Consider the following 21,949-nt stretch of genomic DNA (forward strand, 5'->3'; position numbering starts at 1 on the left):
ACGGCCGTGCCAACACAATAAGATTCGCTACTTTTCTTGCTAGGGGACTTGGTGATGATCAAGAAATACCTTTCGCGACTGCTGGTCGGTGTCACCGCCCTGGTCGCCGTGACAGCGGCGCAGGCCGGCGCCATCGATGATGCGGTCAAGCGCGGCACCTTGCGGGTGGGCATGGACCCGACCTACATGCCGTTCCAGATGACCAACAAGCGTGGCGAGATCATCGGCTTCGAGGTCGATATCCTCAAAGCCATGGCCAAGTCGATGGGCGTCAAGTTCGAGGCGGTGTCCACCGCTTACGACGGCATCATCCCGGCGCTGTTGACCGGCAAGTTCGACATGATCGGCAGCGGCATGACCCTTACCCAGGAACGCAACCTGCGCCTGAACTTCAGCGAACCCTTCATCGTGGTTGGCCAGACCCTGCTGATCCGCAAGGAACTGGCAGGCGAGATCAAGTCGTACAAGGACCTGAACAACGAGAAGTACCGCCTCACCTCCAAGCTTGGCACCACCGGCGAAATGGTTTCCAAGAAGCTGATCGGCAAAGCCAAGTACCATGGCTATGACAACGAGCAGGAAGCCGTGATGGATGTGGTCAACGGCAAGGCTGACGCTTTTGTCTACGACGCGCCCTATAACGTGGTGGCGGTGGACAAGGCCGGTGCCGGCAAGCTGTTGTTCCTCGAAGAACCCTTCACCTACGAGCCGCTGGCCTTCGGCCTGAAGAAAGGCGACTACGACAGCATCAACTTCATCAACAATTTCCTGCACCAGATCAAGCACGACGGGACCTACGATCGTATTCACGACAAGTGGTTCAAGAACAAGGACTGGCTGAAGGAAATGGAATAAAGGCTGGCTTCAAGCCACAAGCCACAAGCCACAAGCCACAAGCTTTAAGCCACAAGCTTCAAGCGCAAGCGGACCGTGCACCGATCCGCTTTTGCTTGTGCTTGTGCTTGCAGCTTGCAGCTTGCAGCTTGCGGCTTGACGCTTTCTGGAGTACCCACGTGATCAAACACAAGAAAGCCCAGTGGCCCTGGCACGGGCTGACCGCGCTGGTCCTGGTGGGCCTGGCGTTCAGCCTGTACATGGCCACCTCGATGATTTCCTACGAGTGGCGCTGGAACCGCGTTCCGCAGTACTTCGCCTACAAGGCCGAGGAAACCCAGCGTGCAGCCGATTACGGCACCGTGCAGGGAATCGTCATTTCCGGCGATAACGCCCGCGTGACGCTGAAGGACGAAAGCGGCGCCGAGCAGGTGCTGGATGTGGACGCGGACAGCCTGCAACTGAGCCGCGGCGACGATGTTGCCGAGGGCGACCAGATCGGTGTGACCCGCCACTGGGCCGCCGGGCCGCTGGCCTGGGGCCTGTGGACCACGCTATGGATCTCGGTCGTGTCCGGCGCCTTGGGCCTGGTGATCGGCCTGTTCGCCGGCCTGTGCCGGTTGTCGACCAACCCGACCCTGCGCGACCTGTCGACGGTGTACGTCGAACTGGTGCGTGGCACCCCGTTGCTGGTGCAGATATTCATCTTCTACTTCTTCATCGGTACGGTGCTCAACCTGTCCCGCGAATTTGCCGGGGTGGCTGCACTGGCGTTGTTCACGGGCGCCTATGTGGCAGAAATCGTCCGTGCCGGGGTGCAGTCGATTGCCAAAGGCCAGAACGAAGCTGCACGCTCGCTGGGCCTGAACGCCGGCCAGTCAATGCGCCACGTGATCCTGCCCCAGGCTTTCAAACGCGTACTGCCGCCCTTGGCCGGCCAGTTCATCAGCCTGGTCAAGGACACCTCGCTGGTGTCGGTGATCGCCATTACCGAACTGACCAAGAGCGGCCGCGAGGCCATTACCACCTCGTTCTCCACCTTCGAGATCTGGTTCTGCGTGGCAGGCCTGTACCTGCTGATCAACCTGCCGCTGTCGCACATTGCCAGCCGGCTCGAGCGGAGGCTTGCGCAAAGTGATTGAAGTCCGTGACCTGCTGAAAGTTTTCGACACCCGCGGCCAGGTGGTCCGGGCTGTGGATAACGTCACCACCCAGGTGGCCAAGGGCGAAGTGGTGGTGGTACTGGGCCCGTCGGGCTCGGGCAAATCCACCTTCCTGCGTTGCCTTAACGGGCTGGAGCACTTCGACCAGGGCCATGTCGCCATCGACGGCCTGCAACTGGCTGACCCGAAGACCGACATCAACGCCTACCGCCGCGAAGTCGGCATGGTGTTCCAGCATTTCAACCTGTTCCCGCACATGACCGTGCTGGAAAACCTGTGCCTGGCGCAGAAGGTGGTGCGCAAGCGCAACAAGGCGGACCGCGAGGCCAAGGCCCGGGCGTTGCTGGAGAAGGTGGGCATTGCACAGAAGGCCAACGAATACCCGTCACGGCTTTCCGGCGGTCAGCAGCAGCGTGTAGCGATTGCCCGCGCCTTGTGCATGGAGCCCAAGGTCATGCTGTTCGATGAACCGACTTCTGCGCTGGACCCTGAAATGGTCGGCGAGGTGCTGGACGTGATGAAGACCCTGGCCCAGGAAGGCATGACCATGGTCTGCGTCACCCACGAAATGGGCTTTGCCCGCGAAGTGGCCGACCGGGTGCTGTTCTTCGATCACGGCAAGCTGCTGGAAGACTCGGCGCCAGCCGCGTTCTTCGCTGCACCGAAAGACCCGCGCGCGCAGGCCTTCCTGCGCCAGGTGCTTTAACCTGCACCGGCCTCTTCGCGGCTGAAGCCGCTCCTACACGCAACGTGGTCGGTGTAGGAGCGGCTTTAGCCGCGAACACCGGCAATGCCGGTGCCATCCACTGCGATGTCTGCGTCGCGGCGTCAGATATTGAACCGCCCGACCATCCCCCGCAGCTGCTGCCCCAGCTGTTCCAGCTCGCCGCTCGACATCGCTGTCTGCTCACTGGCCGCACTGGTCTGGTCCGACACATCCCGCACATTCAGCACGCTCCGGTTGATCTGCTCGGCCACCACGCTCTGTTCTTCGCTGGCCGTGGCGATCTGCTGGTTCATGCCCTGGATGTTCGACACCGTGTTGGTGATCTGGCCCAAGGCATCGCCGGCCCTGCGGCTCAGCTCCACACTTTGTTCGGTCAGCTGCTTGCTGTTGTCCAGCAAGCGGGTGACCTCGTCGGTGCCGCTGTGCAGGCTGTCGATCAACTGGCCGATCTCTTCGGTTGCCGTGGAGGTGCGCTGGGCCAGGCCGCGTACCTCGTCGGCCACCACGGCGAAACCGCGCCCGGCTTCACCGGCCCGCGCCGCTTCGATGGCGGCGTTCAGGGCCAGCAGGTTGGTCTGCTCGGAGACCGACTTGATGACATCGAGAATGCTGCCAATCCGCTGGCTTTCGCCCGCCAGGTGATGCATGGCCGCCAGGCAATGGTCCATCTGCCCGGCCAGTTGCTCGATGCGGCCGATGGCTTCGGCCATCACCTGGTCGCCCACCTGAGCCTGCTGGTCGGCGCTGGTGGCGGCCTGCGAGGCCTGCTCGGCGTTTTGTGCCACTTCCTGAACCGTGGCGCTCATCTGGTTCATGGCGGTGGCAACCTGATCGGTTTCCTCGCGCTGCTGGTTGATGCGCAGCTTGGTGTCTTCGCTGCTGGTCGCCAGCTGCGAGGCCGCCTGCGACAGCTGGCCGACGCCCTGGTCGATGCCCCCGATCAGTTCGCGCAGGCTCAAGGTCATCTCCCGCATGCTGGTCTGCAACTGGCCCATTTCGTCACGGCGCTGCACGGTGTCGACTTGGCTCAGGTCGCCCTTGGCGATGCGCGCCGCCAATGCCAGAGTCTGGCGCAAGGGCTGGGTAATCTGCAAGGTGATCAGCCAGGCAGCCAGGGCTCCCGCCACCAATGCCAGTAAGGCAACGCTGGTGAGCAGCGAGCGGGCGGCCAGGGCTTCGCGGTCACGTTGCTCGATCTTGCGTTTACCCAGTTCCAGGCTGAGCGCGCGCAACTCGTTGCCCATTCGCTCCATGTTGTTCTGCAATTGCTCGACCCGCACGGCGGCGCGCCGGTATTGGTCCAGGCTGGCGCGGTATTTGGCCAGCTCGACACCGGGCTGTTCGCTGACAGCGCGTGGCAGGCCAAGCGGCGCCAGGCCTTTGAGCAGTTGCTCGAGGCTGGCCTGGGCTGCGTCCAGGGCGCTGTCGCCGACTTTGGCAAAGTCCTCGACCGGGACGAACGTGTAGGCGGGTACCAGGCTTTGCTGGTTGGCACCGTCCACTTGCCGGCTGAGGGTGTCCATTTGCGCCAGGGCACCATTTTGCTGGCTGTGGGCCGGCATGTTCAGCAACGCCTGGGTCTGCAGCTCGTCGATGGCATCGTTGAGCTTCTGCTCCTGCTCCTGCATTGCCTGGCGCAAGGCCACCCGGTTGGCGACGGTGCGCTGCAACTCGGTGAAGTCATCGCGCAGGCGCTGCAGCAGGGTCAGCTTATCGGTCAGCATCTGGCGCGACTCATCGACGTTGCTGCGCTGCTGCAGGGTGCTGAGCATGCTGTTGAGCTGGTCGAGGATGTTGCCGATAGTGGCCTTGCTGGCGTCGTCGTTGAGCACGCGGAAGGTGATGCGCTCTGCGCGCAGGTCTTTGGTCAGGTCGTTGATCCGGCCGATTTCGCTGAGCTGTTGCGAGCGGACGATGGCGTCGTCCAACGCACGCCAGCCGCTGATGGTGGTGGCCAGGGTAAGCAGCAGGACCACAGCGAAGCCGAGGGCCAGCTTGGCAGCCACGCTGATGTTGCCGAGCTTGCGGTTGAGGTAGCCGAGCATGGTGAGTCTCCGTGCGAAAGGGGGAGGGCATGCAGGCGTATTGCCGGCATGATACCTTTGCCCATCGGCAGCGGAGCTGTAGGACTTGACCTGATAATCAGGTAGGAAATTTCGCTGCGGCTAGTAGGAAATGTGTCGCCTGTGCCTGGCCGCTCCGCGCCGAACTGACGCGAAGAGGCCAGGCACACCCGATCAGAGCCTGAAGCGCCCCACCAACCCTTGCAAATGGGTGCCCAGCCGCGCCAGCTCCACGCTGGAGCTGGCCGTCTCCTCACTGGCCGCCGAGGTCTGGTCGGAAATGTCCCGCACATTCATCACGCTGCGGTTGATCTCTTCGGCCACGGCCGTTTGCTCTTCTGCCGCGGTGGCGATCTGCTGGTTCATCGCCTGGATCGACGACACGGTACGGGTGATGGTTTCCAGCGAGCTGCCGGCGCGGCGGGTCAGCTCGACGCTGCTGTCAGTCAGTTGGCGGCTGCTGTCCATCACGCTGGCCACCCGCTGGGTTCCGCTTTGCAAGCCGGCAATCAGTTCTTCGATTTCTTCGGTCGACTGCTGGGTGCGCTGGGCCAGGCTGCGCACCTCGTCGGCCACCACGGCAAAGCCGCGCCCGGCTTCGCCTGCACGGGCAGCCTCGATCGCTGCGTTGAGCGCCAGTAAGTTGGTCTGTTGAGCCACCGACTTGATCACGTCGAGCACGCTGCCGATCTTGTCGCTCTCGGCCTTGAGCTGGTTCATCGCTTCGCTGGAGTTGATCACTTCGCCGGCCAGGCGCTCGATCTGCGCCACCGCTTCGCCCACCACCCGGTCACCTTCACGGGCCTGCTGGTCGGCCATCAAGGCCGCTTCCGAGGCTTGCTCGGCGTTGCGTGCCACGTCGTGCACGGTCGCGGTCATCTGGTTCATGGCAGTCGCCACCTGATCGGTCTCGACCTTCTGGTTGTTGACCCCGGCGCTGGTCTGCTCGGTCACCGCCGACAGTTGCTCGGCCGCACTGGCGATCTGCGTTACCCCATCGCCGATGCCACCGATCAGCTCGCGCAAGCCTTGGGTCATGCGCTGCATGCTGGCTTGCAACTGGCCCAGCTCGTCACGGCGGTCTACCGGCAGGTTGTGGCTGAGGTCGCCGCTGGCTACCCGCTCGGCGGCGCTCAGGGTCTGGCGCAGGGGCACGACGATCTGCCGGGTAATCGCCCAGGCTGCCAGCAGGCCAAGGGCCAGCGCCAGCACGGTGGCGATCAGCAGCAGGGTCTTGGCCTGGGCGGCAGCGCTATCCCGTACGGCGGTCTGGGAGGTGGTCATCGCCTCGCTGGTCTGCAGCAGCGCTGCGCCGAGCTCGACCATGCGTTGCAAGGCTTGATCGCTGGTCGTCTGGGCAGCGCCGAACTGGTTGACCGCATCCCGGTAGCCGCCCATGGCAGTGGTAGCGTCGTCCAGGCTGGCGGCGTAGTCGGCCGGCACCTTGGCCGGCAGGGCCCGCAGTTCGAGCAAGGCCTGGTCGATGGCTTTCAAAGCGGTTTGCTGGTACTCGGCATTGCCGCTGTAGGTATAACCGCGTACCTGGAAGCGGGCTTGCTGCAGCAGGGCGTTGACCTCCACGGCGGACTGGTATTGGCTTATGTCGCCGCCCTGGCGCAGGCGCTGTTGCACCCGGTTCAGCAGTTCCACGGCCTTGTCGGCGCTATCGCCGAGCACTGCGCGGCTTGCCTCGCGGCGTTGGCCGGCCTGCTTCAGCTCGCCCAAGGCTTGCTGGTAGCCGCGCACGGCCTCGCGCTGCTGCTCCAGGCGCTGGTGGTCGGCGGGCTGCTCGATCTGGCCGAGCATCACTTGCACCTGGCGGTCCAGCGTAGCCAGGGCTTTTTCCACGTCTGCGATCGAGGCATCGTCACGCTCGCGTTGATAACGCTGGCGGGCGATACGCAGTTCCTGAGTGTGCTGCTGAATGACCGAGATGTTCCCCAGCTTGTCGCCACGGCCGATGATGCTGTCCATGCCGTGCCAGCCGGTCAGGGTGATGGCCACGGTCAATAGCAGGACCAGGCCGAAACCCATTCCCAGTTTGCGGTTCACGCTCATATTGCCCAGCGATTGGGCTAACCATTGATACATGTAGACTCCCGGTCGGCTTGGCAGCACGAAACTTTGTTGTGTTGCCAAGGCCATCGGCCCGGGAAGGGGAAACTTGATGGGCGATTAGGTGGCGTTTGCGTCAGAAAATGCGCGAAAGCAGCGCAGTGACGGCCGTTTCGACGCGCAGAATGCGCTCACCCAGCTGCACGGGCGCCAGGCCTGCCTTGCCCAGCAGGTCGATTTCGTAAGGAATCCAGCCACCTTCGGGGCCGATGGCCAGGGTCACGGGCTGGTCCACGGCGCGCGGGCAAGCAGGGTACGGGCCGGGGTGACCGACCAGGCCCAGGGTACCAGCAGCGATCGCGGGCAGGCGGTCTTCGACGAACGGCTTGAAGCGCTTCTCGATGATCACCTCGGGCAGTACCGTATCGCGGGCCTGTTCCAGGCCGAGGATCAGGTTGTCCCGAATGTTTTCCGGCTGCAGGAACGGCGTTTGCCAGAAGCTTTTCTCGACCTTGTAGCTGTTCAGCAGGATCAACCGCGGTACACCCAGGGTAGCCACGGTCTGGAACAGCCGGCGCAGCATCTTCGGGCGGGGTACAGCCAGCACCAGGGTCAGCGGCAGTTTGGCCGGCGGTTGCTGGTCGAAGGCCACCTCCAGCTCGGCCTGGTGCGGTGCCAGGCGCAGCACCGTGGCCTTGCCCATCAAGCCGTTGACGCGGCCCACCCGCAGCTGGTCGCCGACCGCCACGCGGTGGATTTCCTGCATGTGGGTGAAGCGCCGGTCAGCCAGCACCACGCGGTCGGCCGAAACGAAGTCGGCCTGTTCAAGCAGCAGCAGGTTCACGGTTGAGTCGCTGGTGGCTGGTCGTTGGAATCGTCGGCAGTTTCGTCGTGGGCACTGCGCTTGCGCACCAGGCTGCCGCACAGCACGCCGACTTCGAACAACAACCACATGGGTACGGCCAGCAGGGTCTGCGAGAAAATGTCCGGTGGCGTGAGGATCATGCCGACCACGAAGCAGCCGATGATCACGTAAGGGCGGATCTTCTTCAGGTACTTCACGTCGACCACGCCGATCCACACCAGCAGCACCACCGCCACCGGGATCTCGAAGGCCACGCCAAAGGCGAAGAACAACGTCATCACGAAATCGAGGTAGTTGGCGATGTCGGTCATCATGGCCACGCCTGCCGGGGTGGCTGCCGCGAAGAACTTGAACATCAGCGGGAACACCAGGAAATAGGCGAACGCCATACCGGCATAGAACAGCAGGATGCTCGACACCAGCAGCGGGATCGCGATGCGCTTTTCGTGGCGGTACAGCCCCGGCGCGATGAAGCCCCAGATCTGCTGGAGGATGAAGGGGATGGCCAGGAACAGCGACACGATCATGGTCAGCTTGAACGGCGTGAGGAACGGCGAGGCCACGTCGGTGGCGATCATCGTTGCATTGGCCGGCAAGTGATCACGCAGGGGGGCGGAGACCAGGGTGTAGATCTGCTGGGCGAAGGAGAACAGCCCGGCAAAGATCAGGAAAATGACCGCAACGCAGCGCAGCAGGCGGGTGCGCAGTTCGGTCAGGTGCGAAACCAGCGGCATTGGCTGGTCGTGTTCCGGATTCTCGCTCATGGGGCTCGCGGCGGTTGAGGCGGTTCAGTGGTTGTGCCCGGGGTGGCCGGTGTTTCCACTGGCTTGGCTGCGACCCCGGCGGGTGGCTGCACGGTGGCGGTGGTCACGGGCGGCTGTGCCGGTGGCGTCAGCGGGTTGAGGATGCGCTTGGCTTCCTCTTCCATCTGCAGGATGTGCTCGTTGTGCAGCTGGCGGCGGATGTCGTCGGCGCCGATTTCACGCTCCACTTCCATCTTGATGCTGTTGAAGCTGCGCTTGAGCCGCCCGATCCACAAACCTGCGGTGCGGGCGGCGCCTGGCAGGCGCTCGGGGCCGAGCACCAGCAGGGCGACCAGGCCGACGAGCAGCAGCTCGCTGAAACTGATGCCGAACATGGGTCAGTCTTTCCGCTGTGGCTCTTGGACCGGCTGTGCCTGGCCCTCGATGGTGTGGCCTGGCTGTGGCTGGGCGGTGTTCTGCACTGGCGGCACAGGCTGGGCAGGCGGCGGGGTTTGCTCGGCCGGCTTGTGCTCTTCATCGTTCATGGCCTTGCGGAAGCCCTTGATCGACTCGCCCAGGTCACTGCCGAAGTTCTTCAGCTTCTTTGTGCCGAATACCAGCACCACGACCACCAGCAGGACGATCCAGTGTTTCCAGTCAAAGATACCCATTTCGTACTCCTGAAAAATGTCAGTGAAGCTTCAGGGGCGCCCGGCGCCCCCCGCAAATGCATCAGGCAGAAGGCGTTCGCGCAGCCTTCTCATCATGCCCGGACAGCCCGAAGCGGCGCTCCAGTTCGTCCAGCACCGCTTGCGGATGCTGGCCCAGCGCGCTGAGCATTACCAGGCTATGAAACCACAGGTCGGCGGTTTCGTAGATGACATCGCTGTAATCCTTGCTGTGCGCGGCGTCCTTGGCGGCGATGATGGTTTCGACCGACTCTTCGCCGAGCTTTTCAAGAATCTTGTTCAGGCCCTTGTGGTACAGGCTGGCCACATAGGAGCTGTCGGGCGCCGCTTGCTTGCGTTCTTCAAGCACGGCGGCCAGGCGGTTGAGGGTGTCGCTCATGTCAGTGTCCTGCGCTGTAGATGGCATCCGGGTCCTTGAGGACCGGGTCGACGATTTTCCACTGGCCGTCTTCGTAGACGCGATAGAAGCAGCTTTCCCGGCCGGTATGGCAGGCGATATGGCCCAGTTGCTCGACCATCAGGATGATGACGTCGGCGTCGCAGTCCAGGCGCAGTTCATGCAGCTTCTGCACATGCCCGGACTCTTCGCCCTTGCGCCACAGCTTGCCACGCGAGCGCGACCAGTAGATGGCGCGTTGCTCGGCGGCCGTGAGCGCCAGCGATTCGCGGTTCATCCAGGCCATCATCAGCACCCGTCCGGTCTTGTGGTCCTGGGCGATCGCTGGCACCAGGCCATCGCTGTTCCACTTGATCTCGTCCAGCCAGTCTTTCATCGTCGACTCCAAAGCGAGCCCGCTCCTGTACCGGGCCATTTGCGCTAGTGTGCCAGCCACAGGCGCGGCTGGCTATTGGCGCACGATCAGGTAAAGGCCGGCGGCCAGCATCAGCCAGGCGGGCCAGGCTGCAGGCGCGGCCAGGCTGGCGGCCTCGGCAGCACCCGCGGCCAGTACCGCGCCCCCGCCCAGCAGGCCGGCCCCGAGCAGGCGCAGCGCCCAGCGGTCGCCCTTGCGGCGCTCTGGCAGTTGCGGATCATGCAAATGCGGTTGCGACAGGCGTTCGAGCAGGTCGCGGGTCATACCGGCCAGGTGCGGCAACTGCTCGACCTGGCTGTGCAGGTTGCCGAACATGGCCTTGGGGCTGTAGCGCTCGCGCATCCAGCGTTCCAGGTAGGGCTTGGCGGTACTCCACAGGTCCAGGTCGGGGTACAGCTGGCGGCCGAGGCCTTCGATGTTGAGCAAAGTTTTTTGCAGCAGAACCAACTGCGGCTGCACTTCCATGTTGAAGCGCCGTGCGGTCTGGAACAGGCGCATCAGCACCTGGCCGAAGGAAATATCCTTTAACGGTTTTTCGAAGATCGGTTCGCACACGGTGCGGATCGCGGCTTCGAATTCGTTGACCTTGGTATGCGCCGGGACCCAGCCCGAATCGATGTGCAGCTCGGCCACACGCCGGTAGTCGCGCTTGAAGAAGGCAAACAGGTTGCGCGCCAGGTAGTCCTGGTCTTCGGCGGTGAGGCTGCCGACGATCCCGCAGTCGATGGCGATGTATTGCGGGCTCCACGGTTTGACCGTGCTGACGAAGATGTTGCCCGGGTGCATGTCGGCATGGAAGAAACTGTCGCGGAACACCTGGGTGAAGAACACCTCCACACCCCGTTCGGCCAGCAGCTTCATGTCGGTGCGCTGGTCGGCCAGGGTAGCCATGTCGGTCACGGGTACGCCATAGATGCGCTCCATGACCAGCACCTTGGGGCGGCACAGGTCCCAGTACACCTGGGGCACGTACATCAGCTCGGACCCTTCGAAGTTACGCCGCAGCTGGCTGGCATTGGCCGCTTCGCGCAGCAGGTCGAGTTCGTCGTAGATGGTTTTTTCGTAGTCGCCGACGATGTCCACCGGGTGCAGGCGGCGGGCATCGGCCGAGGCGCGCTCGGCGGCCTTGGCAATCAGGAACAGCCAGGCCAGGTCCTGGGCGATGACCGGCTTGAGGCCGGGGCGTACCACCTTGACCACCACCTCTTCGCCCGTTTTCAGGCGCGCGGCGTGCACCTGGGCGACCGAGGCCGAGGCCAGCGGCTCGACGTCGAAGCGGCTGAACAGCTCGCCCACCTTGGCACCCAGTTGCGCTTCGATCAACGCCACGGCGTGTTTCGGGTCGAATGGCGGCACGCGGTCCTGCAGCAGCATCAGTTCGTCGGCGATGTCGGGGGGCAGCAGGTCGCGGCGGGTGGACAGTAACTGGCCGAACTTGATGAAGATCGGCCCCAGGTCCTGCAGCGCCAGGCGCAGACGTGCGCCACGGTTGAGCTCGGACGGCTTGCGTGGCAGCCAGCGCCACGGCATCAGCAGGCGCAGGCTGGCCAGCCACCAGGGCAGCAGGGGTTGATCGAACAGCAGGTCATCCAGGCGGTAGCGGATGACCACACGCTGAATGCGGAAAAGGCGGCGGACGGCGAGCAGCTTCATGCGTTATCGCTGGAATCAAGGGATCGGGAAAGGCGCTTGAGGCGCGCCTCAAGGCGTTCGGTGTCGAGTTTCAGGGCATCGAGTTCGCTGAAGGCAGCCTCGGCTTCGCGCTTGCCGACCAGCGTGCGCGACTCTTCGGCCAGGTATTCGGACAAATTCTGGCTGAAGCGCGCCAGGCCCTGGCGGGTCCAGCGCGCGCGCAGGCGGATATGGCCGGCCAGCAGGGCCGTGGCCACCGGGCCGAGCCAGCGTTGCAACTCGTGCTCCCAGTCCAGTTCCAGGTCCTGCAGCACACCGAACAGGTCGAGCAGCACGGCGCTGTCGCCGTGCAGTTCGACCTGTGGGCTGTGCAACACGCCAGTCTTGTCCTTGGCCATGGCCAGTTGCGCCAGGCTGCCGGCCGGGGCGCGCAGGCTGCAGTCGACCTCGCCTTCCCAGTGGGCGGCGAGCATCAGGCCCTCTTCATCGGGCAGGATGAACACCTGCAAGGCCGGTTGGCGGCAGTCTATCTCGATGACCTTGCCCGCCAGCGCGCCCAGCCGCGGCAGGGCCGTGCTGTCCATGCGCAGGACGCGGTTCAGGCCCTGTTCGACACTGGCGAGCAGCCCGGCCAGCAGCATCAGGGCTTGATTCCCCGGTGTACGGCAACAATGCCGCTGGTCATGTTGTGGTAGGTGACGCGGTCGAAGCCGGCCTCGACCATCATGCTTTTCAGGGTTTCCTGGTCGGGGTGCATGCGGATCGACTCGGCGAGGTAGCGGTAGCTTTCGGAGTCGTTGGTGATCAGCTTGCCGGCCAGTGGCATGAAGGCGAACGAGTAGGCATCGTAGGCCTTGGACATGAGCTTGTTGGTCGGCTTGGAGAACTCCAGGATCAGCAAGCGGCCGCCGGGCTTGAGTACACGCAGCATCGAGCGGATGGCTGCATCCTTGTGGGTGACGTTGCGCAGGCCGAAGGCGATGGTCACGCAATCGAAGTGGTTGTCCGGGAACGGCAGCTTTTCCGCGTCGGCCTGCACGAATTCGATGTTGCCGGCCACGCCGCGGTCCAGCAGGCGGTCACGGCCAACCTTGAGCATCGAGTCGTTGATGTCGGCCAGTACCACTTGCCCGGTCGGGCCGACCAGGCGCGAGAACTTGGCGGCAAGGTCGCCGGTACCACCGGCGATGTCCAGCACGCGGTTGCCGCTGCGCACACCCGAGAGCTCGATGGTGAAGCGCTTCCACAGGCGGTGCATGCCGCCGGAGAGCACGTCGTTCATCAGGTCGTACTTGGCAGCTACCGAATGGAATACCTCGGCAACTTTCTTGGCTTTCTGGCTTTCAGGGACGTCCTGGTAGCCGAAATGGGTGGTGGGTTCGGCGTGGTCGCCTTTGCGCTGGTCGTTCATATCGCTTCACCGGAAAAAATTACCGCCATTCTAGGGCGAACGGGCGGATTTGTCTTGGCAGGGTGTGCCTGTGGCCGGGGGCGGGCATAATGCCGATTATGTCTACATCATCAGGAACACCCGCATGACCCAGATCAGCGTCGAACGCAAACACTCCCTCGGCCGTGACGCCGCCCGTGCCAAGGCCCAGGCGCTGGTCGACAAGCTCAGCCGCGAGTACGACCTCCAGGCCACCTGGAACGGTGACCGGGTCGATGTGGCCCGCAGCGGCGCGAAGGGTAGCGTGCAGATCGGCGAAGACAGCATCCGCGTGGAGCTGAAACTGGGCATGATGCTGTCGATGATGAGCGGCACCATCAAGGGCGAGATCGAGCGGGCGCTGGACAAGGCACTGGCCTGACGCCCGCTTTATTCAGCTGGCGGGGAACGGGATCAGGCCTTCGATCTGGTCCAGACGCAGGTCACCCCGGTACACCTGGCAACGCTCCGCCGAAGCCTGTGCCCGTTGCAAGCGTTCGTCGCGGCCCATGGCCTCCGGGAACTTCAAATGGCCTTTGGCAAAGCGCCGGGCATTGGCGGTGGCGGTGGTGTAGTGAAAGTGCGCCTCCCAGAGCTTCTGCCTGGGTTGCAGGCGATAGATGTCGTACACATCCAGAAAGTCATTGGCCTTGAGCTGTTTGCGCGCCCTGTTCGGGGTGATTTCGACCTCGCGGGCCTCTACCAGAAAGCGCAGGGCTTTGCTGTCCGGGTAGCGGGTGCCAAGGTAGGCGCTGGTCAAGAGGCGCTGCTTGTCAGCGCGCACTTCGGTAATGGCCTGTTCGATCCTGCTGGCCAGGGGTTGCTCCCGGTCGGGGCCGCTGCGCAGGTTACCGGCGATTTCCGCCAGGTCCTGCAAGTAGAAATCCAGCAGGTCGGCCAGGCTGTTGGGCCCATCCAGGTGGCGCGCGGCGTGGTTGAGCCTGGCCGCCTGCTGGCTCAGCAGATCATTGCCGATGCGCCGCAGGCGCGCGTAGTCAGGGGCCGGCGTGGCGGGGGCAATGGTGTCCCAGTGATCGCCTTGCTGCTGGTAGCGTGCAACCGTTTGCTGGGTCATCGGGTCGATCTGCACGGTTTCGCCGGCCTCCCCGGTTTCCTCCACCACCAGCGACCTGCCTCGCGCCGTGCGGATCACCTTGCGTCGGACGGCCCGCACCCTGTGGGTCAGCGGTTGCTCGGGTACTGCATCCTGGCGATCGGTCGCGGCCGCCAGGTTGGCCATGTCATCCTCGCCCAGGCTTATCAGTATATTGAGCTCGGCGATGTAGGCCTGGAGTTGGCTGCTGTCCATCGCAGGCATGTTGCGTGAAAGCAGGTATTGGGCATTGCTCAGGGCCAGCTTGTATTCGCGAACGGCGCTCTCCAGGGGCGCCTTTTGCTGTTCGGGCGTCAGGCCGGCGGCAGCCAGGCTGTCGTGGCTCAGCAGTGCCTCGTGGAAATGCTTGCTGCGCAGGGTTTGCTGGGCGAGCAGGGTACTTTCGAAATCGTCTGCGCTGAGCCGGTCTCTGCGGACGACGAGTTGATGCAGGTCACTGATGATCTGGGCGCGGGTAATGAGGGTCGAGTACTGCCGGGTGCTGATGATGCCGTCGAGCTTCTTGCGTTTGCCGGGGAACTGGATCTGCCCATCTTGCAAGGCCTCGGCGAGATTCTGGTCCAGGCGTTGGCTGACGCAGAGGATACGCCTGTGCACAGCCAGTGCGGCTTCGATGTTCTTGCTGTAGTCCAGGTACAGCTCTGCCTGCTCCTGGCCGAACGGCAGTTGCACCAGGCGACGGGACTGGCTCTTGAGCACCTCGTAGTCATTCATGTCGAGCAGGCGGCGGAACTGCTGCAGGTCAGTTTGCAGCAACTGCTCCCACCATTGGCCACGGACAAATGAAGCGGTGGCTTGCGGGTCGAACCTGAGGTACTTCGGTTCGCCCATGCGGGTGTAGAGTTGTATCTGCTCCCTGATCAGCGTGGCCTGTTTCTCATAGGTGAGTGCCAACACATCGAGGTTGGCGCGCGTCTCCTGGCGAAGCGCCTGCAGGGCGCGCAGGCGCTCCTGCAGGTGCTCCGGCAAATTGTCGAGCGAAGCGCCGGGGTGCTCATCGAGCGACTTCAGGAATGCCTCGAGTGCCTGGTCGTAGGGTTCCACCCGCTTCAGGTAGACACCGATGAAGGTTTCCGTGTTGTTGAGCTTTTGATCATTGGCGACACGGGTCGCCAGCAGGGTGTTGAATGCCTCGGTTTTTTCGTTGATCAGTGCTCGGGCGCTTTTCGGCATGCCCCCGGCAAGGTGCAGGTCCAGCATCCATTCACCGTTCCAGCGTTTCAGCCAAGGGCCACGGCTGCGTTCGCGGCTGGGGAGGTAATAGCCGTCAGGCTCCGCCCCCCATGACTGCGACCATTCGCTCTGGCTCAGCGGCGGCCCCATGATGCGCATGCCGCTCCAGCTCTCGACCACTTCGTAAGGCACGTTCTGCAACTGCACGTAGTAGCGCCCATCCAGTGCATACAAACCGCGCATGCGCCCGCTGGCCACCGGTTGCAGCCCACTCAGGCTGACCGCGGCGCGCAGGCGTTCGAGGGCGGCGCGGGCGTCGCGCGGCAGGTTGCCGAGCCGTTGGTCATGGCCCCATTGGCTGACATTCAGCGCTGTCGGCTGGGCTGGCTCGGCGAGGGCTGTCCAGGTTTGCTGTTCCGGTAACCGATCGGCCAGCACGGCCGGCGCCCGACGCGGCGGGGCCTGATATGCGGGTTCCGGCGGTGTGCGGGCAATGGCAGGGCCGTGGGCCAGCAGCATGGCCAGGTTCAGCAGGATATCTGCGCCAGCGAGCCATTTTTCCTGGTCGCTGCCGGCGGTCAACGCGTTGAGGTCATGCCGGATGCCGAGCAGGGCGGTCACCAGCCAGGCCAGCATGCCTGCCGCGCCACGCAGCAGCGGCGTGACCGTATTGAACGCCACCCAGGCGAACTGCTCGACCAGCGCCCAGCGCAGTTGTTGGTTGGACACGCTCTGCCGTGAGGCCAGCAACAGCAGAACCTCGGCCCGGGCTTGGTAAATACGGCTGTCCAGGTCGTCGGCCCAGGGGCTGAAAGCCAGTGTGACCGGCACCCTCAGGCGCTCGATGGCAAGCCCCACCAAGGCAGCCCCGGGCGCCAGCAGATGGGCCACCTCGGCCAGCCCGGAATGCAGGTGGGGGTGAACAAAGCCGCCATCGGCGTAAATGGGGCGGGCGTCGTCATCCAGCCAGATGAGGATGTCCTGCTGCAGGGCGTGTTCGGTCCGGATGCAGGTGATCAGTTGTTGGCGGCTGTCGAACTGCCTGATGGGCTGCCGGGTGTGCATCGGCCGGTACAGTAGCCAGGCCCCGGTGGTGGGTACTTCGATGACGAACATGCCATGCACCGGGTTGCTCTTCGGGCCGCCGGGCACGCTGTTGAATGCCAGCGGCGCCAGCTTCAGCGTGCCGCTGGCATGGGGTTGCCGCCGGCAAAAATCGGCGATGACCTGCCAGGTGCGTTCGTCCAGCTGGGCCATGATCTTGGCCTGCAGCGCGCTCAGCAGCAGGCTTGTGCGCCATTCTTCGGCAAAGCGTTGGCGCCGTTGGTCGGCGTCGTTGCCACGTTGCAACTGGTCGTGAACGAATAGCGGGTACTGGCCGCCGATATCCACGCTGTCGACCAGGGCGGCGACGTAATCGAGGTTCATCCAGCTATCCAGTGGCTGCTGGTCGGCGCGTTGGATCGCCGCTGCGACCTGCTCGCCGCCTGGCGGCAGCCGGGTGATGGCCAGTTCTGTCAGGCTGATGGTTCTCAGGTACTCAAGCCGCGCCGGGCCGGTGGAGGAAACCTGCACCACCTGGGCAAGGCTGATCAGCAGCTGATCAGGGTCGTACAGGACCTGCGCAGGGTGGTCATTGCGCATGTGTTCCCGCAAGCGGCGAACCGCGTACTGCTGCAGGTCCTCGATGCCGTCCAGGGACGAACCACCCTGGGCCAGCATCTGCCTGGCCGACAGCGCCAGCAACGCCGTGTGGTACTCGAAGCGATCAGTCAGGCTGGCGTTGCCGAGCCAGTCCGGAAACCCTATGGCCGGGGTCGATGGCTGAAGCACAAAACTTGCCGGGAATACCCATGAAGGGTCGCTGAGGGTGTAGAAGCGCTCATCCAGGTCGCTAGCCTGGTCGCCTGGGCGAAGCTGCAGCCGATCGATTCTTTGCAGCAGGCCATTGAGCAGTTGCCGGGCCTGATAGGCGAACGGGTCCTCGCGCAAGGGCGTGCAGGCCCAGGACATAGAGTCGAACGCATGCTGCTCGCCGAGCGCTTCGCGCAGGGCCCGGGAAAAAGCAGCCAGATCATCGAAGCTGCGCACGGTGCCCGAAGGCTGGCACCACAGAATGAGCTCACGGGTACCTTGCCTGCCCGTGACCAGCAGGTCCGGCAGCACCCATTGCAGGGTGTCCCCAGGGCTGGCAAGGGAAACCTGCAGCGCTTGCACCTGTGCCGCGGCGTGGCTTTGGGCCAGCAGCGGGTACAGCAGGGCTTTCTGGTCATGGTCCAGGCCCTGGCGCTCAAGCGTACCGAGCAGGGCGGCCTTGAGCACTTGCTGCAGCCATTGCAGGCGGGTCACGTCCGAGTCTTTCTCGCAGCCATTCCAGAAGCTGACCTGCGCCCGCTGGAAGGTCTCGCTGAGGGTAGAAAGCATGTTGTCGAAGTCGGTGTTCAGGTCTTCCATGCGCAGGTCGATGGCCGGGGCGCTGTCTTGCGGGCGAAAGACCCGCGGTGGGTTCAGGCTCAGCTGGTCGGTCGGCTGCAGCGCCATGGGCTGGCCATTGAAAAAATGTGTCAGCAGGGTATCGACCAGCTGGCCTGACGCTGTCGGCGGCTGCCCATTCACCCCGCGCAGGATGCTGAAGCCCTGGATCGATTGCAGCTGTGGGTGCTGGCTGCGCGTCCACGGGTAGCGTGCCGCGATGACCTCGAAGCCTGCGCGGGCGATGACTTCGCGCAAGCGCGGGCGATTGGCGAACTGGGTGGCTACAAGCTGCCTGAACGAGAGGGGCGATGACGATGGCATGGCAGGAGGCTCCGGTTGAAGGGAGCCGAATGCTGGAGCAGCAGGCTGCTGCGTCTGTGGTAGATAAAGCAGTGCGCCGATCTTAGGGTGAAGATTCTAATTCCTGCCTCTACCTTATGCTCAAGCCCACCCTCCATGGGCGGTTCCTCCTCCACTCATGAGCATGAGGTACAGAGCATGGCCAAAGTGAATGTGAAGAAAAAGGCGGACGCGCCGGGCACGCTGGGTGAGGTGCGGGGTTACGCACGCAAGATCTGGCTGGCGGGCATCGGCGCCTATGCGCGTGTCGGCCACGAAGGCGCCGACTATTTCCAGGCGCTGGTCAAGGCCGGCGAAGGTGTCGAGAAGCGGGGCAAGAAGCGCATCGATAAAGAGCTGGACGCCGCCAACCAGCAGATCGATGACGCCGCCCAGGAAGTGAGCCGCGTACGTGGCAAGGTAGAAATTCAACTCGACAAGATCGAAAAAGCTTTCGACGCACGGGTAGGGCGCGCCTTGAATCGCCTTGGCATACCGTCTAAACATGACGTTGAGGCGCTGTCGATCAAGCTTGAACAGCTGCACGAGCTGCTTGAGCGCGTCGCGCACAAACCATAAGGAGAGCAGGATGGCTGGCAAGAAGAATACCGACAAAGCAGGCAACTCCTGGGTCGGCGGGATCGAAAAGTACTCCCGCAAGATCTGGCTGGCGGGGCTGGGTATCTATTCGAAGATCGACCAGGACGGCCCCAAGCTTTTCGACTCGCTGGTGAAAGATGGCGAGAAGGCCGAAAAGCAGGCCAAGAAGAGCGCCGAAGATGTGGCCGAAAGCGCCAAGTCTTCGACCACTTCGCGGGTGTCTGGCGTGAAGGACCGGGCGCTGGGCAAGTGGAGCGAACTCGAAGAGGCTTTCGATAAACGTCTGAACAGCGCCATCTCGCGCCTGGGTGTACCGAGCCGCAACGAAATCAAGGCCCTGCACCAACAGGTAGACAGCCTGACCAAGCAGATCGAGAAGCTGACCGGTGCCTCGGTGGCGCCGGTTTCGTCGCGTGGGGCCGCAGCCAAGCCGGCAGCCAGCAAGGCGGCAGCCAAGCCACTGGCCAAGGCGGCAGCGGCCAAACCCGCAGCCAAAACCGCTGCGGCGAAACCTGCAGCCAAGGCGGCCGCGGCAAAACCTGCGGCTGCCAAACCTGCAAGCAAGGCGGCAGCAGCGAAACCCGCCGCCAAGCCTGCGGCAAAGCCGGCAGCAGCCAAACCGGCAGCAGCCAGGAAGCCTGCAGCGAAGAAAGCACCGGCCAAGCCGGCGGCCAGCGCTGCACCTGCCGCAACCGATGCCCCGGCCCCGGCTGCAGCCCCGGCCAGCAACACGCCGTCGGCGGCCAACGGGACCGGTACCCTGATCTGATACCGCAACGCCCTCTTCGCGGGTGGCCCCGCGCCTACAGGTTCAGCACAACCCTGTAGGCGCGGGTTCACCCGCGAATGCGTTGGCGGCAGCAGCACAGCCCCTGCAGGGCTAGTCCTCCAGATACTTCATCGCCAACTGCTCGGCTGCCCCCCGGGCCTGAGCCTGCAGGTGCGGCGCCACCAGCATCATCACTTGGTACACCACGATTCCCACGTCCCCTTCGCGCCCCAGCACCCGCTGGTAATCCAGCGAGAACAGCAGCGTCAGGGTGATCTGTTCCACCAGTTGCCCCAAGGCCTGGGTGTCACTCTGTACCAGGCCCTGGCCCTTGAGGCTGGCCAGCAGTGCCGCCAGCGTGCGCTTCAGGGCGTTGATCAGGCTGCGCATGCCGCGGGCCAGCTTGGGCAGGCGCCCAGTCAGGTTCGACAGGTCCTGGAACAGAAACCGGTACTGCGCCATGTGCTCGACGATCAGGTGCAGGAACAGCCAGTAGTCCTCGGCATCCAGGCGCACTTCCAGCGGCGGGTCCAGCAGCGGCATCAGCGCTTCCTCGAAGCGCTCGAACAACCCCAGTACCAGGGGCTCCTTGCCGTGGAAGTGGTAGTAGAGGTTGCCCGGGCTGATACCCAGCTCGTTGGCAATCTCCAGGGTCGATACGTTCGGCTCGCCCTGCTGGTTGAACAGCTGCAGGGCGCACTCAAGGATACGATCGCGGGTTTTCATCCGGTCGGTCTGCTCATCGGGTCAGCACATAGGTGCCGGGCGCAGGGGCCAGGGGCGGGTGGGTGGCGTTGCCCAGGTCGTTGCGTGGCGCCTTGAGCGGCCCGGAGCGCTGGGTGATCCACGCCAGCCACAACGGCCACCAGCTACCCTCGCTGCGCGTAGCCTCGTGGAACCAGGCGCGCGGGTCACTGCTCAGGCTGGGGTTGGTCAGGTAATAGGCCTTGGGGTTGCCTGGCGGGTTGATGATGCTCTGGATATGCCCGCTGTTGGCCAGCACGAAGCGGCGCTCACCGCCCAGCAGCAAGGCCGACCGGTACACCGCGTCCCAAGGGGTGATGTGGTCGTTGCTGCCGGCAACGGTAAAACTGTCCACGCTGACCTGTTGCAGGTCGATTGGCGTGCCGCAGACCTCCAGCCCGGCCGGGTAGGTCAACGGGTTGAGCTTGAAGAAATCCAGCAGGTCGCCATGCAATGCGGCAGGCAGGCGCGTGTTGTCGGCGTTCCAGTAGAGAATGTCGAACGCAGGCGGTGTCTTGCCGAGCAGGTAGTTGTTGACCCAGTAGTTCCAGATCAGGTCGTTGGGGCGCATCCAGGCAAACACCCGCGCCACTTCGGCGCCGTCCAGCACGCCGCGCTGGTGAGAGCGGCGTTTGGCTGCCTGAAGGGTCTGCTCGTCGGCGAACAGACTGGCCGGGCTGTCGAACTTGCTGTCCAGCAGGCTGACCAGGTAGGTGGCACTGCGCACCCGGCGCAACTGGTTCCTGGCTTGCAGGTGGCCTTGCAAGGCGGCCATGGTCAGGCCGCCGGCGCAAGCGCCCATGAGGTTGGGGTCGCGGCTGCCGCTGATGCGGCGGCAGGCATCCAGGGCTTCTTCCAGCGCCTGCACGTAGCTGGACAGGCCCCATTCACGGTGGCGCGGGTCCGGGTTGCGCCAGCTGACCATGAATACCTGCAAGTTGTTCTTGAGCATGTACTGGACGAAGCTGTTGTTCGTGCTCAGGTCAAAGATATAGAACTTGTTGATCTGCGGCGGCACCACCAACAGCGGGCGGCTGTGCTGTTTTTCACTCATCGGCCGGTACTGGATCAGCTCCAGCAGCTCGTTGCGAAATACCACGGCCCCAGGGGTGGCGGCCAGGTTGCGGCCCACGTCGAAGGCCCGCTCATCGACCTGGCGCGGCAGGCCATCGTTGTGGCGCAGGTCTTCGAGCAGGTGGGCCAGGCCGCGCACCAGGCTCTGGCCACCGGTGTTGAACAGTTCCTTCACGGCCAGCGGGTTGAGCAGCGAGTTGCTGGGAGCCAGCGCATCGTTGAGCAGGTTGAACAGAACGTGGGCGCGGGCCCGGTCATCGTCATGCAGATGGCTTTCGTCGATCCACTGGCGGGTCTGCTGCTGCCAGGCCAGGTAGGCTTGCAGGCCTCGGCGGTAGAACGGGTTCAGGCTCCATGCAGGGTCGCTGAACCGGTTGTCACGCGGGTTGGGTTGAAGCGGTGAATCGCCCAGCATCACCCGCCCTAGTTGCCCGCCAAGGGCCAGCAGGTGATGGGCGGTATGCAACGGGTGGCGCAGCCCGTGGCGGCCGACATTGCGTAGCGTGGCCAGCAGGTCGCGGCCGCGCAGGCCGAGCATGGCATGCTGCACGGTCATTCTGCCGGCAGGGAGCGTTTGCGATCCTTTGGCCGGTTTGTCTGTCATGGCAACACTCCCTTGTCTGACCCATTGCGCGTTGTAGCCCCTTTC

Annotated in this window: 20 protein-coding genes and 1 pseudogene; 6 read left to right on the forward strand and 15 right to left on the reverse strand. The window is 64.0% G+C overall.

From position 1 onward, the window contains the following. Positions 1-57: 57 nt before the first annotated feature. The 3 genes from DMX12_RS10525 (at position 58) to DMX12_RS10535 (ending at position 2,703) form a co-directional block, all read left to right on the forward strand. A complete protein-coding gene (locus tag DMX12_RS10525) occupies positions 58-855 on the forward strand; it encodes a transporter substrate-binding domain-containing protein (protein ID WP_033690660.1) in 798 nt (265 codons plus the stop codon). Between the two features lie 158 nt (positions 856-1,013). Beyond that, complete coding sequence (locus DMX12_RS10530) at positions 1,014-1,976, forward strand: amino acid ABC transporter permease (RefSeq protein ID WP_009684299.1); 963 nt, start codon at positions 1,014-1,016, stop codon at positions 1,974-1,976. Then, entirely contained in the window at positions 1,969-2,703 is a 735-nt protein-coding gene (locus tag DMX12_RS10535) for an amino acid ABC transporter ATP-binding protein (protein ID WP_110677437.1), read from the forward strand. The genes DMX12_RS10530 and DMX12_RS10535 overlap by 8 nt, the downstream gene beginning before the upstream one ends. A 122-nt stretch (positions 2,704-2,825) precedes the next feature. On the opposite strand, the gene DMX12_RS30270 is transcribed toward DMX12_RS10535, so the two are convergent. From DMX12_RS30270 to ubiE, 12 genes and pseudogenes are all read right to left on the reverse strand, one after another. Then, positions 2,826-3,719 (reverse strand): methyl-accepting chemotaxis protein, encoded by an 894-nt coding sequence (locus tag DMX12_RS30270; RefSeq protein ID WP_371928257.1) that lies wholly within the window; start codon positions 3,717-3,719, stop codon positions 2,826-2,828. A 9-nt stretch (positions 3,720-3,728) separates the two neighbouring features. Then, positions 3,729-4,769, reverse strand: a pseudogene (locus DMX12_RS30275) (methyl-accepting chemotaxis protein); the annotation flags it as partial. A 192-nt stretch (positions 4,770-4,961) separates the two neighbouring features. After that, entirely contained in the window at positions 4,962-6,878 is a 1,917-nt protein-coding gene (locus DMX12_RS10545; RefSeq protein WP_110677439.1) for a methyl-accepting chemotaxis protein, read from the reverse strand. Between the two features lie 100 nt (positions 6,879-6,978). Then, the gene (locus tag DMX12_RS10550; RefSeq protein WP_054912124.1) at positions 6,979-7,686 is read right to left on the reverse strand and encodes a 16S rRNA (uracil(1498)-N(3))-methyltransferase; all 708 of its coding nucleotides are present in this window, start codon (positions 7,684-7,686) and stop codon (positions 6,979-6,981) included. Next, a complete protein-coding gene (tatC, locus tag DMX12_RS10555; RefSeq protein ID WP_009684304.1) occupies positions 7,683-8,471 on the reverse strand; it encodes a twin-arginine translocase subunit TatC in 789 nt (262 codons plus the stop codon). Before tatC ends, DMX12_RS10550 begins: the two co-directional genes overlap by 4 nt. Continuing rightward, the gene (gene tatB, locus DMX12_RS10560) at positions 8,468-8,845 is read right to left on the reverse strand and encodes a Sec-independent protein translocase protein TatB (RefSeq protein WP_110677441.1); all 378 of its coding nucleotides are present in this window, start codon (positions 8,843-8,845) and stop codon (positions 8,468-8,470) included. The genes tatC and tatB overlap by 4 nt, the downstream gene beginning before the upstream one ends. 3 nt (positions 8,846-8,848) lie before the next feature. Beyond that, on the reverse strand, positions 8,849-9,121 hold the full coding sequence (locus tag DMX12_RS10565; RefSeq protein WP_029886370.1) for a twin-arginine translocase TatA/TatE family subunit: 273 nt from the start codon (positions 9,119-9,121) through the stop codon (positions 8,849-8,851). Between the two features lie 61 nt (positions 9,122-9,182). After that, on the reverse strand, positions 9,183-9,518 hold the full coding sequence (locus DMX12_RS10570) for a phosphoribosyl-ATP diphosphatase (protein ID WP_009684306.1): 336 nt from the start codon (positions 9,516-9,518) through the stop codon (positions 9,183-9,185). A 1-nt stretch (position 9,519) separates the two neighbouring features. Next, a complete protein-coding gene (gene hisI, locus DMX12_RS10575; RefSeq protein ID WP_003249284.1) occupies positions 9,520-9,912 on the reverse strand; it encodes a phosphoribosyl-AMP cyclohydrolase in 393 nt (130 codons plus the stop codon). A 72-nt stretch (positions 9,913-9,984) separates the two neighbouring features. Further along, positions 9,985-11,604 (reverse strand): ubiquinone biosynthesis regulatory protein kinase UbiB, encoded by a 1,620-nt coding sequence (ubiB, locus tag DMX12_RS10580; protein ID WP_029886369.1) that lies wholly within the window; start codon positions 11,602-11,604, stop codon positions 9,985-9,987. After that, positions 11,601-12,224 (reverse strand): SCP2 domain-containing protein, encoded by a 624-nt coding sequence (locus tag DMX12_RS10585; RefSeq protein WP_110677442.1) that lies wholly within the window; start codon positions 12,222-12,224, stop codon positions 11,601-11,603. The genes ubiB and DMX12_RS10585 overlap by 4 nt, the downstream gene beginning before the upstream one ends. Next, a complete protein-coding gene (ubiE, locus tag DMX12_RS10590) occupies positions 12,224-12,994 on the reverse strand; it encodes a bifunctional demethylmenaquinone methyltransferase/2-methoxy-6-polyprenyl-1,4-benzoquinol methylase UbiE (RefSeq protein WP_009682367.1) in 771 nt (256 codons plus the stop codon). The genes DMX12_RS10585 and ubiE overlap by 1 nt, the downstream gene beginning before the upstream one ends. 124 nt (positions 12,995-13,118) lie before the next feature. On the opposite strand from ubiE, the gene DMX12_RS10595 reads away from it, so the two are divergent. Then, entirely contained in the window at positions 13,119-13,394 is a 276-nt protein-coding gene (locus DMX12_RS10595; RefSeq protein ID WP_009682366.1) for a polyhydroxyalkanoic acid system family protein, read from the forward strand. A gap of 12 nt (positions 13,395-13,406) precedes the next feature. On the opposite strand, the gene DMX12_RS10600 is transcribed toward DMX12_RS10595, so the two are convergent. Further along, a complete protein-coding gene (locus DMX12_RS10600; protein ID WP_110677443.1) occupies positions 13,407-18,095 on the reverse strand; it encodes a DUF6543 domain-containing protein in 4,689 nt (1,562 codons plus the stop codon). A 177-nt stretch (positions 18,096-18,272) separates the two neighbouring features. Between DMX12_RS10600 and DMX12_RS10605 the strand changes: the two genes are divergently transcribed. Both DMX12_RS10605 and DMX12_RS10610 read left to right on the forward strand, forming a co-directional pair. After that, positions 18,273-18,692 carry a phasin family protein gene (locus DMX12_RS10605; protein ID WP_009682364.1) on the forward strand — a complete coding sequence of 140 codons (420 nt, stop codon included), beginning with the start codon at positions 18,273-18,275 and terminating at the stop codon, positions 18,690-18,692. 10 nt (positions 18,693-18,702) lie between these two features. After that, positions 18,703-19,482 (forward strand): phasin family protein, encoded by a 780-nt coding sequence (locus DMX12_RS10610; RefSeq protein WP_110677447.1) that lies wholly within the window; start codon positions 18,703-18,705, stop codon positions 19,480-19,482. 111 nt (positions 19,483-19,593) lie between these two features. Here the strand turns inward: DMX12_RS10610 and DMX12_RS10615 are convergent, their stop codons facing one another. Together DMX12_RS10615 and phaC are read right to left on the reverse strand one after the other, a co-directional pair. Beyond that, entirely contained in the window at positions 19,594-20,208 is a 615-nt protein-coding gene (locus DMX12_RS10615; protein ID WP_029886365.1) for a TetR/AcrR family transcriptional regulator, read from the reverse strand. Between the two features lie 13 nt (positions 20,209-20,221). Continuing rightward, positions 20,222-21,904, reverse strand: a complete 1,683-nt coding sequence (gene phaC, locus DMX12_RS10620) for a class II poly(R)-hydroxyalkanoic acid synthase (RefSeq protein WP_110677449.1) — start codon at positions 21,902-21,904, stop codon at positions 20,222-20,224. Positions 21,905-21,949: the final 45 nt, after the last annotated feature.

Origin of the sequence: Pseudomonas sp. MB-090624, from assembly GCF_003205245.1 — a bacterium.
Lineage (GTDB): Bacteria > Pseudomonadota > Gammaproteobacteria > Pseudomonadales > Pseudomonadaceae > Aquipseudomonas > Aquipseudomonas juntendi.

Bases quoted from the DNA above. Each gene is read 5' to 3' on its own strand.
- DMX12_RS30270 (WP_371928257.1), bottom strand. From the start codon at position 3,719: ATGGGCCAGTTGCAGACCAGCATGCGGGAGATGACCTTGAGCCTGCGC.
- DMX12_RS10545 (WP_110677439.1), bottom strand. From the start codon at position 6,878: ATGTATCAATGGTTAGCCCAATCGCTGGGCAATATGAGCGTGAACCGC.
- tatC (WP_009684304.1), bottom strand. From the start codon at position 8,471: ATGAGCGAGAATCCGGAACACGACCAGCCAATGCCGCTGGTTTCGCAC.
- tatB (WP_110677441.1), bottom strand. From the start codon at position 8,845: ATGTTCGGCATCAGTTTCAGCGAGCTGCTGCTCGTCGGCCTGGTCGCC.
- DMX12_RS10565 (WP_029886370.1), bottom strand. From the start codon at position 9,121: ATGGGTATCTTTGACTGGAAACACTGGATCGTCCTGCTGGTGGTCGTG.
- DMX12_RS10570 (WP_009684306.1), bottom strand. From the start codon at position 9,518: ATGAGCGACACCCTCAACCGCCTGGCCGCCGTGCTTGAAGAACGCAAG.
- hisI (WP_003249284.1), bottom strand. From the start codon at position 9,912: ATGAAAGACTGGCTGGACGAGATCAAGTGGAACAGCGATGGCCTGGTG.
- ubiB (WP_029886369.1), bottom strand. From the start codon at position 11,604: ATGAAGCTGCTCGCCGTCCGCCGCCTTTTCCGCATTCAGCGTGTGGTC.
- DMX12_RS10585 (WP_110677442.1), bottom strand. From the start codon at position 12,224: ATGCTGCTGGCCGGGCTGCTCGCCAGTGTCGAACAGGGCCTGAACCGC.
- ubiE (WP_009682367.1), bottom strand. From the start codon at position 12,994: ATGAACGACCAGCGCAAAGGCGACCACGCCGAACCCACCACCCATTTC.
- DMX12_RS10595 (WP_009682366.1), top strand. From the start codon at position 13,119: ATGACCCAGATCAGCGTCGAACGCAAACACTCCCTCGGCCGTGACGCC.
- DMX12_RS10600 (WP_110677443.1), bottom strand. From the start codon at position 18,095: ATGCCATCGTCATCGCCCCTCTCGTTCAGGCAGCTTGTAGCCACCCAG.
- DMX12_RS10605 (WP_009682364.1), top strand. From the start codon at position 18,273: ATGGCCAAAGTGAATGTGAAGAAAAAGGCGGACGCGCCGGGCACGCTG.
- DMX12_RS10610 (WP_110677447.1), top strand. From the start codon at position 18,703: ATGGCTGGCAAGAAGAATACCGACAAAGCAGGCAACTCCTGGGTCGGC.
- DMX12_RS10615 (WP_029886365.1), bottom strand. From the start codon at position 20,208: ATGAAAACCCGCGATCGTATCCTTGAGTGCGCCCTGCAGCTGTTCAAC.
- phaC (WP_110677449.1), bottom strand. From the start codon at position 21,904: ATGACAGACAAACCGGCCAAAGGATCGCAAACGCTCCCTGCCGGCAGA.